Source organism: Campylobacter sp. RM15925 (genome assembly GCF_012978775.1).
Taxonomy (GTDB): Bacteria; Campylobacterota; Campylobacteria; order Campylobacterales; family Campylobacteraceae; genus Campylobacter_A; species Campylobacter_A canis.
Genome location: NZ_LIWP01000003.1, coordinates 93439 through 107823 on the forward strand (window position 1 = coordinate 93439; position 14385 = coordinate 107823).

General features: G+C 35.7%; 15 protein-coding genes. 4 read left to right on the top strand and 11 right to left on the bottom strand.

Annotated features, from left to right (window positions below; genetic code table 11):
• The first annotated feature begins 58 nt into the window (after window positions 1-58).
• Genes CDOM15925_RS02760 through CDOM15925_RS02775 form a run of 4 tightly spaced genes read left to right on the top strand, consistent with a single transcriptional unit; the run spans window position 59 to window position 2632 of the window.
• A complete protein-coding gene (locus CDOM15925_RS02760; RefSeq protein ID WP_349644312.1) occupies window positions 59-736 on the top strand; it encodes an NlpC/P60 family protein in 678 nt (225 codons plus the stop codon).
• A 49-nt stretch (window positions 737-785) separates the two neighbouring features.
• Window positions 786-1316, top strand: coding sequence for a rhomboid family intramembrane serine protease (locus CDOM15925_RS02765; protein WP_169940852.1), 531 nt, complete (start codon window positions 786-788; stop codon window positions 1314-1316).
• Window positions 1313-2128: a ferritin-like domain-containing protein gene (locus CDOM15925_RS02770; RefSeq protein ID WP_169940854.1), complete on the top strand. Its 816-nt coding sequence runs from the start codon at window positions 1313-1315 to the stop codon at window positions 2126-2128. The genes CDOM15925_RS02765 and CDOM15925_RS02770 overlap by 4 nt, the downstream gene beginning before the upstream one ends.
• Window positions 2129-2137: 9 nt before the next feature.
• On the top strand, window positions 2138-2632 hold the full coding sequence (locus CDOM15925_RS02775; protein ID WP_169940856.1) for a SixA phosphatase family protein: 495 nt from the start codon (window positions 2138-2140) through the stop codon (window positions 2630-2632).
• Here the strand turns inward: CDOM15925_RS02775 and CDOM15925_RS02780 are convergent.
• The 11 genes from CDOM15925_RS02780 to CDOM15925_RS02830 all read right to left on the bottom strand — a co-directional run bounded on the left by CDOM15925_RS02780 (window position 2629) and on the right by CDOM15925_RS02830 (window position 14268).
• Window positions 2629-4173, bottom strand: coding sequence for a methyltransferase regulatory domain-containing protein (locus CDOM15925_RS02780; RefSeq protein ID WP_169940858.1), 1545 nt, complete (start codon window positions 4171-4173; stop codon window positions 2629-2631). The two genes, CDOM15925_RS02775 and CDOM15925_RS02780, sit on opposite strands and share 4 nt — an antisense overlap.
• Before the next feature lie 726 nt (window positions 4174-4899).
• Window positions 4900-6327 carry a Mur ligase family protein gene (locus CDOM15925_RS02785; RefSeq protein ID WP_502707276.1) on the bottom strand — a complete coding sequence of 476 codons (1428 nt, stop codon included), beginning with the start codon at window positions 6325-6327 and terminating at the stop codon, window positions 4900-4902.
• Window positions 6328-6344: 17 nt separating this feature from the next.
• A complete protein-coding gene (gene estV / locus CDOM15925_RS02790; protein WP_169940862.1) occupies window positions 6345-7088 on the bottom strand; it encodes an EstV family lipase in 744 nt (247 codons plus the stop codon).
• Window positions 7078-7308 (bottom strand): type II toxin-antitoxin system Phd/YefM family antitoxin, encoded by a 231-nt coding sequence (locus tag CDOM15925_RS02795; RefSeq protein ID WP_169940864.1) that lies wholly within the window; start codon window positions 7306-7308, stop codon window positions 7078-7080. Before CDOM15925_RS02795 ends, estV begins: the two co-directional genes overlap by 11 nt.
• 115 nt (window positions 7309-7423) lie before the next feature.
• Window positions 7424-8458 (bottom strand): D-alanine--D-alanine ligase, encoded by a 1035-nt coding sequence (locus CDOM15925_RS02800; RefSeq protein ID WP_169940866.1) that lies wholly within the window; start codon window positions 8456-8458, stop codon window positions 7424-7426.
• A gap of 9 nt (window positions 8459-8467) precedes the next feature.
• A complete protein-coding gene (ruvA, locus tag CDOM15925_RS02805; RefSeq protein ID WP_169940868.1) occupies window positions 8468-9022 on the bottom strand; it encodes a Holliday junction branch migration protein RuvA in 555 nt (184 codons plus the stop codon).
• Window positions 9019-9579 (bottom strand): ABC-type transport auxiliary lipoprotein family protein, encoded by a 561-nt coding sequence (locus CDOM15925_RS02810; RefSeq protein ID WP_169940870.1) that lies wholly within the window; start codon window positions 9577-9579, stop codon window positions 9019-9021. Before CDOM15925_RS02810 ends, ruvA begins: the two co-directional genes overlap by 4 nt.
• Entirely contained in the window at window positions 9576-10490 is a 915-nt protein-coding gene (locus CDOM15925_RS02815; RefSeq protein ID WP_169940872.1) for an MlaD family protein, read from the bottom strand. Before CDOM15925_RS02815 ends, CDOM15925_RS02810 begins: the two co-directional genes overlap by 4 nt.
• Complete coding sequence (locus CDOM15925_RS02820; protein ID WP_169940874.1) at window positions 10490-11227, bottom strand: ABC transporter ATP-binding protein; 738 nt, start codon at window positions 11225-11227, stop codon at window positions 10490-10492. Before CDOM15925_RS02820 ends, CDOM15925_RS02815 begins: the two co-directional genes overlap by 1 nt.
• Window positions 11224-12357: an MlaE family ABC transporter permease gene (locus tag CDOM15925_RS02825; RefSeq protein WP_169940876.1), complete on the bottom strand. Its 1134-nt coding sequence runs from the start codon at window positions 12355-12357 to the stop codon at window positions 11224-11226. The genes CDOM15925_RS02820 and CDOM15925_RS02825 overlap by 4 nt, the downstream gene beginning before the upstream one ends.
• 9 nt (window positions 12358-12366) lie before the next feature.
• Window positions 12367-14268, bottom strand: coding sequence for a flagellar assembly protein A (locus CDOM15925_RS02830; RefSeq protein WP_169940878.1), 1902 nt, complete (start codon window positions 14266-14268; stop codon window positions 12367-12369).
• Window positions 14269-14385 lie beyond the last annotated feature (117 nt).

The window sequence follows — 14385 nt, forward strand, 5'->3', positions numbered from 1 at the left end:
GGCTCATATTTACCCATTTGCGTATATAATTGAGTTTATTAAATTTTAGGGATAGAGAGTGAAATTTAAAAAACATATAACTTTTTTACTATTTGCCGTTTTTTTACTGACGGGATGTTCTATTGTGTCGCCCGAGATAAAACCAAAAGAGAGGTTTGATTTTGACTTCGTTATGCAAGGAGGCGCAAATGAAGCTTTAAGCAAGATTGTGATGCAATCTAGACTAAAAAAATCAAACGAGATATCAAATTTAATGAGTAGATATCTAAACAAAAGAGACGGCAGAGACTGCTCGGGTTTTGTCTCTTTAATCAATAAAAAAAGCGAAAATATTTATTTTAAAGAGCGAAATTTGGATAAATTTTATACCAAAAGAGGGCTTAAGTCAGAAGCGATATTTAATCTTTATCAAAGCCAAAATTTAATTATCCAAAACGAACCAAAAGTAGGGGATTTGATATTTTTTAACAACACCACTGATAAGACAAAAAACTACAAAAAAACTAAAGTGATAACTCATATCGGAATCGTGGATAAAATTTATGAAGACGGAACTATTAGATTTACTCACCATAGCGGCAAAAAAAGCAAGCATGGCTTTATGAATTTCAGTGAAAAAAATAAACATAAAAGCAAAGATAAAGTTCTAAATTCTTACATCGTAAATTGCAAGAAGAAGACAAGTTCTTGCCTTGCTTCAAATAGATTCGCAGGCTTTGGTAGCGTGAAATTTTAGCTAATTTTAGGGAGAAATTTTATATCATAGCGCTTTTTAAGGAGCCTAATTGAACGTAACCGCACCTATTATAGCGCTAAATTGCCTGATATATTTTTTGGTTAATTATGCAAATTTTAGTAACGATCTTGTGCTTGGATTAAATTTATATTTTATCGATGCTCTTTTGATCTGGCAACCTTTAACTTCGATGTTTATGCACGCAAATTTAACTCACCTGCTTATGAATATGGCGGTTCTTTTTCAGTTTGGTTCTATGCTAGAGTATAGATTTGGAGCTTTAAAATTTAGTGCTGTTTATCTACTTGGAGGCGTTGCGACTTCGCTTTTAAGCTTTGTTTATATCTATTTTGCTTATAAACTTAACGGCTCTTTTATAAATTTAGTAGGAGCAAGCGGGGCTATAAGTGTGCTGCTTGGTATAGTTGCGTTTCTTGATAGAAGTAGCGCCAAAGGGCTTTTGATAGCTATCTTGCTTATGAGTTTTGTGCCTTTGATGATGGGAGTAAATATAGCTTGGTATGCTCACATAATCGGCTTTGGCGTTGGGTATTTGATAATGAAAGCGAGAGTTTTATGAGGTTTTTTAAAAAGCTTAGCGAAATTTTAAGATGTGGCGACAAGGATAAGAAATTTGCTGCATTTAAAAATTTTTACGACAGCTACAAGGCGGGACGTTACGATATAGTTGATGATGGTGAAATTTTACCTCTCAAGGAGCCTAGTTACGCTAAATTTTGCGATGTCGTGGAGATGAAAAATTTAGATAAAAAATCCCAAAAACAAAACAAAGAAGCCGCTTTTCTTCACTCAATCGCCCATATAGAATATAGCGCGATAGATATCGCACTTGATGCCGCTTATCGCTTCAGAGGACTTCCTAAGCAGTATTATGACGATTGGCTTGAAGTAGCTGAAGATGAGATAAGGCACTTTAAGATGATAGAAAAATATATGCAAAATTTTGGCGTAAAATACGGCGATATACAAGTTCACAACGGACTTTTTGTAGCGCTTAAGATGACTGAAAACTCACTGCTTGAGCGTATGGCTGTGCTTCCAAGATATATGGAGGCAAACGGACTTGACGCAAACGCTTTTATGCTTAAAAAACTTGAAAATGACGATACGAAAGCCGATTTAAAAGAGATTTTGCAGGTTATTTTAGACGAGGAAATTTCACACGTAAGCAAAGGCGATAGGTGGTTTAAATTCGAATGCGAACGCAAAGGGGTTGATCCAAGCGAATATATCTCTATTGTTCAGAGAATTTATCCAAATTCCTTTTTGCAAACCAGAGAGCTAAACGAAGAAGCAAGGCTAAAATCAGGCTTTAGCGCAAGTGAGCTCGAGCGTATCAAGCAGATATCTAAAAGCAGGGCGAATATATAGGAAATTCAGATGAAAAAGATTTACTTCATAAGACATGCAAAGGCTACGCAAAAAGAGTGCGAAAACGACTTTGAGCGTGATTTGAACGAGCGAGGCAAGAAAGATTTGGCTTTGATGTGCGATAGGCTCAAAAAGCATAAGGTGAGGGTAGATACGATCTTCTCAAGCCCTGCCAAACGCTGCGTAAAAACTGCCAATAAGATGGCTGACGCCGTTAAATTTAAAGGTAAAATAGAGTTTGTAGATACGTTTTACGAGGCTACTGTGAGCGATATACTTAAGTTTATAAGAGGGCTTGATGATAGGCTAAATAGCGTATTTATAGTTTCGCACAATGATACAATAACTGAAATTTGCGAGCTTTTAAGCGATGCTGTGATAGGCAATATCCCTACTTGCGGGATATTTTGTATAGAATTTGAATGCCAATTTTTTGAAATTTCAGAGCATAGTGGCAAAGCGTTATTTTTTGACTACCCAAAGAAACATAAAAACAAAGACTAAGCTGGCTCAAACATATTATTTCTGACCATCTTTTCAATGAGTCCGACTATATAGATGTCTACTGCTTCATTTTTATCTACTATTTCAAGCTCTCCTTTTTCATTTCTTCTTTGCATCTGTATATTTTTTTCTTTCAGTAGTCTTTTGATATCTTTTATGCTGTTTTGTCCGTCAAAGGCTAGCATTATCTCAAATTCTTCTTTGGCAAATTTTCCTATTATTTCGTTTAGATAGTTGGAAAATGATATTATTCGCTCATCGTTATTCAAAAAATATTTAATGTATCTTTTATAGATATCTTTTATTTTGCTTTTTCCGGGGTTGTATTTAACGCAAACTATGGGATTTGGTAGTATATCCACGCTATCGTTAATGATCAGCGATACAATATCTGCATAAACTTGATTTTTATTATTTTCATCAAACATCTCCACAAGATCTTTGATAGGGATTGTAGAAGGGAAGGATGAGTTTAAAATATTTACTATTTTTATCACTCTACTATTTATCTCTTTATTTTTCGAATCAAATATTTTATTGTCCTTAATCATAAATGATCCGAGTAAATTTAGCTCATCTAAAACTTTTTTACTAAATGTTTTATCAAGTCTTGCTTTCGCTAAATTTTCCTTATGTGTTATGATACTTCTTCTAAAGGACATCCCTGTCGTAAAATCAAAGAATTGCTCTATGGCTATTCTTGGCTCCATATTATTAAAATTTTTAACTATGCCTGATAGCTGCTGATCATGTGTGTTATTTAAGGAAAATATTAGATTAGAATCAACAAGATAGCCAAGCTCATATTTTTCTATATGTTCTATAAATTCATAAAAAAAGCAAGGATCATTGAAAATTTCAAAATACTCGTGAAATATATAACTGTCATCATTCGTATCTAAGCTGTCTATGGTGCTTATGAGGTTTTTTTGTTTGTCAGAAAAACCTATAGCGCTCATATAACTTTTTAGAAATTTCAGATTTTCTCTTAAAAATTTAACTTGTTCTTGCGGGGAAAATTTATTTTTTGGCATAAAAATATCAATAAAATCTCTTATAATCGACTTGTTTTTCCACCCAGGGTAGGTATTGTAAGATACGTAAGCGATTCCATTTGTGGATAGTAAATTTTTTATAGTCTTTAAAATAGCGTCTTGCACTTCTTTTGGAACCCAGCTGTATACACCGTGAGCTATTATGTAATCAAACTTTCCTAGTTCATCGCTCATTTCGCATATATCTTTTTGATATAGTTTTAAATTTTCTATTCCAAGTTCGCTAATTATATTATTTCCTTTTTCTATCTGGGTGCCGGATAAATCAACTCCAACCAATGTTGCTTCTTGATTATTCAGGGCAAAAGGTATCAAATTTCCACCAAAAGAACATCCTATCTCTAAAATTTTTGCCTTTGAAGCATTAAGTGGATCAAGCAACAAAAGTTTTGCTATAGCTTCTAATTTATGAGGGTGAGAGTATTTAAAAGACTGTGATGTATAAGGTATGCTATCGTAGCTCTCTTCGATATTTTTTATTTCCATTTTAATAATCTCCTTAATTTTACAAAAGTTTATTTTATCATTAGTTGTATAAATTTAATTTTTAGGAATTTTATAAAAGAGAAGGTTTTTGCTAATACATAGAAAAATATATGAAATCAAGCATAAAATATCGCATTAAATTTAATGGATAAATTTAAATCACTCAAAACGTAAATTAGTTTAAATATCGTATTTATCGATATTTAAGGATAGTACTTATATGTTATTTCAAAGCTATAAATAAAAAATTGAAAATTATAGTTTTCAATATAAAATAGTAAAAATAGTTTGCATTTAACCTTTTTGTAGCTTTTTTAGGTATAGAAAAAGTTCTTGTATGGGTTTTTGATGTCGGCTATATTTTTTATAGCAGCTAAGTAGTTAAAAAACATACTAAAAGTGCAATTAACAAAAAGATAACTTACAGGAATCTCTATGAGTAAATATTGAAGATAGATGTTAATAACGCTATTGAATTTAGCTACAAGTTGGTTCTAGCAAAATACGGTAAATAATCAAATAAGCTAGAGTCAAAAACACTAAAAAGAGACAAATTGTGTAGTTTGCCTTGCGCTTTGACTGCAAAAATTTACCACCCTGATACTTGATAATAGTATAAATTTAATTCCTATATTAAATTATTCTAAATATAGCAATAATTTTAATCTACAAAGCCCATTTTAAAGTAAGAGCCTTGCAGATTAGTTTTCATCAAAGTCCAAATTTCTACATAAAACTAGGCGCATCATTTGAAAATAGTATGAGATCTCCTGCTCTTGTGTTTTGAGCAAGCATCTCTTGCATTTTAGCCTTATCTTTTATGATGATTATTTTTGGTTTTGTTAGGTATTTTAGCAAGGAAGCCGCATTTAAAGAGCTTGATATCATTACTACATCAAAAATTTCATTTATGATCTTGCTTAGTTTTTCATTGTCTTCCGCGGTACTCTCTACTATTCCAGGCGTTATAAGCACTTTTCTGCCCTCATAGCTTGCAACAAGCTCATAAGATGCACTCATACCGTTAAAATTTCCATTAAAGCTATCATCTATGATGATTTTACCGCCGGCATCAATGCGCTGCAGTCTATGCTCGACGTTTTTAAGCTTGGATATTAGGTTTTGTACTTTGTCCGCTTTAAGCCCTAGATAAAGAGCGGTTTTTATACATGCTGCTAAATTTGCGCAGTTAAATTTACCAAGTAGCGGCGAGCTGAATTTAAACTCGTCAAGGCTAAATTTTACGCCTTCTAAATTTGCTTCTATCTCGTTTAAATTCTTATCAAAAATTTCTATTTTCTCGCTCTCTTTTGCCAGTGTTGAGCTATGCACGAAGGCTTTTTCAAGTCGATTTGATCCAAGCGCTTCAAGCTTGGTTGCGCGGATATTTTCAAGCGTTTTGAAATACTCTATGTGCTGAGCCCCTATTTCGCCTACGATTACGATTTGAGGACGTAAAAATGCGGTAATTTCAGCTATATCGCCCTTCAGTCTTGCCCCTGCTTCGGCGATATAAATTTGCGTGTCGCTAGCAAGATTTGAATTCACGTCTTGAATTAAGCCTGCTAGAGTATTTACGCTGCGAGGAGTTTTGTGGCACTTAAAATCATCTTTTAAAATTTCAAACAAGAAATTTTTAATGCTTGTCTTGCCAAAACTTGCCGTTATCAGAACGATTTTAAGCTCTTTCATGTTTTCAAGCTTTTTTAAAGCCGCTTTTTCATACATCTTAAAATTCATCTTCTCAAGCATAAAGCTAAGTATAAATGAAATTGCAAGCGGAAGTATAACGCCTAAATTTTGACACTTAACCGAGATGTAGCAAAATATATTTTCAAGCACCAAGGCGATTATAAGTATGATGAAAAATCGCTTAACTCTTGGGGTAAAAACTAGCTTCTTATCAAGCCTTTTATGCCAAAGATATAGGCTTGGCACCATCGCAAAGTAAAAATATATCCAAAAAAACTTGCCCGTCGTATAGTAAAGCACAACAGGAACTATCGCAAAAAATACATGCCAAGCAGGCTTTGTGAAGTGAAACAGCACCCGCTCGAATTTGTACGAAAACCACTGCAAGCAGGTGATAAGATAAAATCCAATCGCAAGAGTAAATAAAGAGTGAGTAATAATCAATCCGCCGCTTGTTAAAATTTGAGTTAAATTCTCGCTCATTTTAGCTCCTCTTTCTCATTTAAATTTAGCTCAAAGTCGATAACTCCGCTGATGTATCTTGCATGAAGCAAAAAGAAGAAGTGATCGCCCTTAAGCGGATGAAAATCGCTGTTTGATATGAGACTATGTATCCTCTCGCCGCTTTTTAACGGAGTTGCACTATCGTCTTCTCCCCAGAATATAAGCGCCCTGCCCTTGTATTCTTTAAATTTATTCGTAAAATCTTCATTAACTACGTTTTTAAGTGTTTCATACATCTGCTTGCTCATGCCTTTTACGTCTTTTGTGGCAAAAAATTTATACAAAAAGCCAAATCCAAGAGCTTTTAAAATTTTAAAAACGGCGATTTTAAACCTTACGAAAAACGGCTTTTTGGTAACTATGCCCGCACTGCTTAAAAGAGCTAAATTTGCAGGCTTAAGCAAGGTTGCAACCTTTCCGCCAAACGAGTGTCCTACGATAAGAGTTGGAGTGATATTTATCTCCTTCAAAAACAGCCTCATAATCTCGGCATAATCTTTCGTATAAAGATCTTCGTGCATATTTGACGCGCCAAAGCCCGGCATATCGATATAAACGTGTTTAAAATCGTTTAGAAATTTACCGAAAGCCTTTTTCATTATCTCTTTATTCGCTCCCCAGCCGTGTAAAAATACTATAGCAGGACTAGATGATAAATTTAAAATTTCATAGCTTATGGTATAAATTTTACCGCCGAATTTGATATCCTTACTCGCCATTTTCACCCTTTTTTCTTGATGAGTAAATAGCTTGTAAAACCTCCACGGCCTCGCATAATCGCTCATATTCCGCCATATTAAGTAAGACCGCTTCAAATTTATTATTTTTTACGATCACGGCTCGCTTTATCTGAGCCGAGCCTACTTTGGTAAGCACGGCGCTAAAATTTCTAACGACTTCGGTTGCGGTATAAATTTCATCTTTGCTAAATGTAGTCATTTTTGCTCTTTTATGTAAAATTTTACATAAAATATAACACATAAGCCTTTAAATTCGGCTAAATCAGGCTACTAAATTTAGCGATTTAATAGCCTGATGATATTTTATTTGTGTTTTATAGTTTGCCTTTTGCGGAGGTGATTGAGTTGATAAATTGATAATCTATCCTTATATCCCGCTCTCTAGGAAGGTTTTTAGCCAGTGCATTTATCGTTGCTTCAAAGTCGTCAAACAGATAGTTTGCAAGGCTTCCAGGATTTGGATTGATCTCGTTTAGATAGACTTCATCATCTATCACAAAAAAATCACACCTTATAAGCGCGCCGTCAAACCCACAGTTGTAAATTTTCTCAAAACTACCTTTGAGTTTGGCTTTTAACTCCTCGCTTATATCAGCCTCTTTTGCCCTACTTTCGCTTGAAAAGCTCATATATTTTTGCTCGTAGTCAAGAAATTCTTTCTTTTTTGGCTCTTCGATGATTGAGAATTTTATCTTGCCGTCTATCTTGCAGCCTGCTAGGTTATACTCCTTTACGCCTTCTATAAAGGGCTCAGCCAAAATTTCACTATCAAATTCAAATGCCACGTCTAAAGCGTATTCAAGCTCGCTTTCATCTTTTACCACGCTTACTCCGATGGAGCTGCCCAGCCTACAAGGCTTTAAGATCGTAGGAAGCGATAAATTTATCATATCCTCTCTTCTTAATACGTCGTATTTTAGCGATTTTACACTCGCTTTTGCTGCTAGAAGTTTGGTTAATTCTTTGTTGTAGCTCATTGCGCTTGCTTCAAGACGAGGACCGATATATCTGATACCGAAAAAATCTAGCAAAGCAGCTATCTTACCGTCTTCGCCGTCCATTCCGTGGATTAAATTTATATAGACATCGGCATCTATTTTTTTCTCGCCAAACATCCCGCCTATAAAAAATCCGCCGTTTTTAAGAAGCAACTTTTTGCTTTTTTTATAGTTTCCAGAGCTGAAGAAATTTGCCTTCATATTATTAGCTTCGATTAGATAAAATTCTCTAAATTTATCGCAAAATACAAATACAAGTTCGCTTTTAAGCACGTTTTTTAAAGCTATTGCGCTTACTATGCTGATCTCGTGTTCGTAGCTTTTGGCTCCAAATAAAATTCCAAATTTCATACCTATCCTTTATCCTAGTTTTTTAAGAGCTTCTTTGATAAGCTCGCTTACGTTTGTTGCCGTGCAAGTTGAGAGCACCTTAGATATCTTATCTCGCTTAAACCCAAGACTCTCAAGTGCTAAAATCGCCTCATGATGATGGCTTGGCATGGCATCATCGATTACTAGCTTAGCATCGCTTAACTCGGCTATGATACGCCTTGCGGTCTTTACGCCTATGCCCGGAACCGATTTAAGAGCGTCGGCATCGCCGTTTAAGATAGCGTTTGTAAAAGCGTTTGGATTTAAACTCGAGCACACCGCCATAGCCGTGCTTGCGCCTATGCCGTTTAGTTTGATAAGCATCTCAAACATTCTTTGCTCGCTTGCATCTAAAAATCCGTAAAGTAAATTCGCATCTTCTCTGATGATTTGAGTTATGCTGAGTTCTACTTTTTCACCTTTTTCAAGCTTTGCCGAGCAAAAAAGAGATATAACTATACCGTATGTAACGCCGCTTGAGGTTTTAAGTAGCAGGTATGCGGGCTCTTTTTTGGTTATTATTCCTTCAATTGCTTTTATCATTTTACTTCCTTAATCCTTTTTAAAATTTCATCCACAGCCTCATCAAGAGCCAAATTTAGCCCGTTTACTACATCTTTGTCTAAATTTGAATTAATCGGCTTGCTTGCAGAAATTATCTCGCTTTTTAAAATTTGACCATTTTTTACAAGCGAAAAAGCAAGCGTTATTTTAGCGTTTTTGATGCCGGCTTCAAGGCTTATTAGAGTAATTTGCAAATTTAAATTCGTCTTATCAAAACTAGGTTGCAAAAGGCAACTAGCGTGCATAGTGTTGAGAATTCTCTCATAAATCATCTCGCTTGGAAGACTTATCCATTTGGCGCTTTTAAGAGGATAAATTGCTCCGTCATTGCCGCTTACTAGGATATCTCTACTTTCGGATGCGGCTTGGGATTTTACAGTAGCGATATAAATTTGCTTTTTATCCGCCTGCTCTTTACAAATTTTAAAATCCCCTTTTGCAAGGGTGAAATATCTTATCTCGGGCGCGCTTTTTGCTATGATTCCACACCCGCTAAAACCTAGAGCCAAAACGGCGGCTAAGATTAAATTTCTCATCTTTTATCCTTATCTTCTTTTGGGTCCTTGAAGAAAAATTCATAAGGTCTGTCTTCTAGTCTAAAAAGCGTCTGCCTAAATTCTTTTAAGGCTTTTTGAAACTCTATTATCGTTTCGCTAACCTCGCTTGATAGTGAATTTAAGGTTGTTTTAAAATCAAATTCTCCGCTTTTTATCCTATCTTGTATGAGCACTTGAAGATTTTTAAATTCCCCTACCCCGCTACCTATCTTATCGGGAATGAAATTTATCGCTTCAACTGTCTTACTAGAAGCCTTTACAAGACGCCTAAAGTCTAAAATAGCTTCATTTGCAAGCTTTATGGTTTCGTTTATATCGATATTTTGCTCATCAATCTCTTTTGTGATACTATCGATCGAATTTAGGATGGAGCTTACTTTGTCGATATTTTCTTCGTTTAGAACTCTATTTACTTTTGAAAGAGTATCTTCAATACGCTGGGTTAAATCATTTGCTTTTCCGCCTATTTTTTCAAGCAGACTTGCCTCAAGCTTGATATAGGCTTTTTCATTTTCGCTAAAAATTTCGCTTTGGTGCGAGCCTCTTTGGATATTTAAGTAGCTTATACCCGTAATCCCTTGACTCTCCGCTATGGCGGTGCTGTCCTTTTTGATCGGCAGTTCCTTTCGCACTAGCAACTCAACCTCTATCATCGCCTCTTTAGGATCTGCAAATTTGATATTTTTTACTATTCCCGCATCAACGCCTATAAATTTTACTTGCGAGTCTTTTTTGATCCCGTTTGGAAGATCGGTCGTAAGGATATAATAAGACCTATAAGCGTCTTTTGACTCCCCATAGCTTCCCATCCACCACATAAATCCGCCTATGGCCGTTACTACCGCTACGAAAAATAGCCCTACTAGCGTATAATTCACCCTATTTCCCATTATCGTTTCCTTGTCTTAAACAGCTCTTCAAGAGGGTTGTTTTTAAGTCCGTCAAGCTCGGTCAAATTTCCTTCAAAAAGCACTTTTTTATCTTCAAGTATCAAAAATCTATCAAGTATATCGCATATGCTGTCTATGTCGTGAGTTACCATTACTACGGTAAGTCCAAGCGTATCTCTTAGTTCTACAACCAGCTCGTCAAGCGCTCTGGCGCTAATTGGATCAAGCCCGCTGTTTGGCTCGTCTAAAAAAAGAATTTTTGGACTTAGCACAAGTGATCTTGCCATAGCGACACGCTTTTTCATACCGCCGCTTAGCTCGCTTGGATACTGAAGCGCCGCACTTGGACTTAGACCTACTTTTTCAAGCCAAAACATCGCTATCTCTTTCATCGATTTTTCGCTCATGTTGCTATATTCTTTTAGAAGTATGTAGATATTTTCAAGCACGTTCATCGATGTATAAAGCGCTCCAAATTGAAACATAACTCCGCATTTTAGCCTTATCTCTTGCCTTTTATCCTCATTTGCAGCCCATAAATCTTCTCCAAGCATGTTTATATGCCCGCCGCTTGGCTCTTTTAGATATATCATTGTTTTCATCAGGGTTGATTTACCGGTTCCGCTTCCGCCTAGAAGTCCGTAAATTTCAGCCTCATTTACATGAAAATTTACTCCGTCATGTATAACTTTGTTGCCAAATTTCGTGGTTATTTGAGTCGCTTTTATGATACTCATATGCCAACTTGTGTGAAGATGATTGAAAATAGCGCATCAAGCATAATTACGCCAAATATAGCATTGACAACGCTTATAGTCGTATATATCCCGACACTTTGTGTACTGCCGCTTATCTGAAATCCTCTCATACAACCTATAAAAGCGATAGCCGCTCCAAAAAAAGGCGCTTTTATAAGTCCCACGTAAAGATGTCTAAGCTCAACTTCTTGATGAAAACGACTTAGATAGTCGCCAAAACTTATATCAAGATAGGAATTTAGCACGACCATTTCGCCAAAAATCCCTGCCGCATCGGCTAAAAACACAACCAAAGGCATAGCGATTATAAGGGCTACAACTCTAGGAAGCACTAGAAATTTAAACGGATCAAACCCCATCGTCTTCATAGCATCAACCTCTTCGGTTATCTTCATAACGCCAATTTGCGCGGTAAAACTTGAAGCAAGCCTTCCTGCAACGACGATAGCGGCTATTAGCGGAGCTACCTCTCTAAGTGTAAGCATACCCATCATCTCGACTATGATTATACTTGCTCCGAATTTTTCTAGCAAATTTGAGCCTTGATAAGCAAGCACGATACCGACTAGAAAAGAGGTGAGACAGACTATAAAAACGGAATTTATGCCCGCATCTTGAAAATACGTAAAAATTTCTTTGATCCTAATGCTTTTTGGCACAAATACCGATCTTAAAAGCTTCATCAAAAGCTCTCCTAAAAAGGCTAAAAACATCATAGAATCAGAGTAAAATTTAGCTATCTTTTCGCCTATAACGGCAAATATATTTTCATCTTCTTTGGTTTGCAAAATCGCTTTTATATCAGGACTTATCTCTTTATTTATAGAGTTAAAAATTCTCTGCTGACTTTCGTTTAAATTTATAAATTCGTATTGTTTTTGACTTTTTGCAAGGCAGTTTCTTAAAAATATCGCAACCGCATAATCAAGCTCTTTTACCTCTTTAAAATCAAGCACTATTTTTTTGTATTTTCGCGAGGATATAAGCGATGAAATAGAGTTTAAAACAGCTCTTTTAAGTTTGAAATTCCACTCGTTTTTTAAATTTATAACCAAGATGCCTTTTTGCAGATCATAGCTATAAAATTTGTCATTTGACGCCTTGAACAATTTAGCCCTCTAAACTTTTCTTACGTTGTTGCTTTTTTTGATCGCATAATCAACTTCGCCGTCTTCGTTTTCGATCTTTTTGATCATCAAAACCCTTGCGATCTCGTTTTCTCTAGTATTATAAACTATCTCTTTAGGAGGATCGACAAGCTTAAATTTTATCTCGTTGAACTCTCGCCAGTTGCTGTGATTTATCACTTTTGAGCTAAAAATTCCGTCTTGGATATCCTTTATCTCCTCTTTTAACTCGGCTATACGCGCTCTTTTTTCCTGAAAATCTTTCAAGATAGTGTTGTACTCGTGCACAAGCTGCTGGTACTCTTTAAGCTTTTTTATGAATGTTACGGGCGGTGTTTTTTGACTTGCTCTAAATTCTTGCATCTTTTCTTTGATGATATTCATCGGTCCTCTATTTTCTTCGATGACGCATTTTTTGGACTCAAGTTGCTTTGGAGTCTTTGCTATCTGCTCTTTTATCTCTTTTATTTGAGCCATGTATTCATTTATCTTGTCTCCGCTATTTTTCACCATGCTAAAATCGACTAAAATTTTATTATTTACTCCGCGAAGCTGCTTTATCTCAAGCATATCGGCAACTATGATGGTCGAATTTGACGCTAAGACGCCAACCTCTAGTCGCTCGGCGATAACTTCGCCTCCAAGCATTGATTTTATTACCGCCGTTTTCGCCTTAACTTTGCCGTTTTCCAAGCGATCTATCTCGACATAATCTCCGTCAAAGCTTCCTATATGCACGGCTATTTTAGCCTCTTTTGCTTCTATATACGATTTGGCGTGGGTTTGTCCGCCTATGGTTATTTTATTTGCTTTTACGGTTGCGTTTTGAGCTACGTTACCTTGGACGTTTATCTCGTTTGCCTCAACGCTCATTCCAGCACCTATAGCATCTTTTGTAACGTCGCTTTCTTTCACGTTTAAAGTTACGTTATTATCAAGCCCTGTATCTATTGAGCCTGTGGTTTTAAACGAAATTTCATTTACGTCAAGTTGCTCTTTGATATCAAAAACACCTTTTTCTTCGCATACGTAGCCTGCTTTTTTAGAGTAGTACTTAATACCCTTTTCATCCTCTATAGCCTCTATATTTTCGCTATGTTCAAGCATTTTTGAAACGCTTGTTCTAGGCTGAGCCACGGATAAAAGATTTCCTCTTACATCACGACCCGATTCGCCAACGGCTGATTTTACGTATTCGGCTACGAGCTCATTTTCGGCAACTCCTAGCAAATATCCTCTGTTAGCGTAGTTTATCTTGCCTTGATTATCCGCTCCTTGAACCTTATTTTTATAGTGATAAATGAGCCCGTCATCAATAGCCTCTATAGGATCGATGCCCGAAGTTACTACAAATGTGTAGTCTTTGTCTATGATCTCATTTATACGAAGCATGGATGAGATTTTACTAAGCTCGGCTTGCATGGCTTTATTTCTGATACCGATTAAAATTCCTACTTTGATGAGCTTTTTATATATAAATTCGCGCATCTTGGCTTCAAAATCTTTAAAATACACCACATCGTTGCTTCTTGAAACGGTAGCTACTATCTTGGTCAAATTTTTATTTACGTTTAAAGCGATATTTGGAAGCGGTTTTGGCTTGTTTTTTCTAATGTCAAAAAACTCCACCTTATAAGTTTGTTTGATACTTTCAACCTGATTTACGTAAAATTTATCATCGTCAAAGATACCCAGTTTATCCTCTTCAACGGACTTTATCTCACTATCTCCGAGCAATTTATACTCGGTAAAAAAAGTTATGATATTAAAATCTATAAATTTAACTTCTACGTTAAAATTACTTACTAAATTCGGGATTTCTCCATACGGATTTGGCGTTTGCATTATTATCGGATCAAGATAAGTCGGTTGATTATTTTGACTGTTTTCCACTTTAAATTACTCTCATAAATCACATAAATTTGCCTATTATCTCTAAAATTTGATTAAAACAAAGTTATGGCTCGGTTTTACGTCTTTTAAAACTAAATTTGCGTATCATTTCGTATC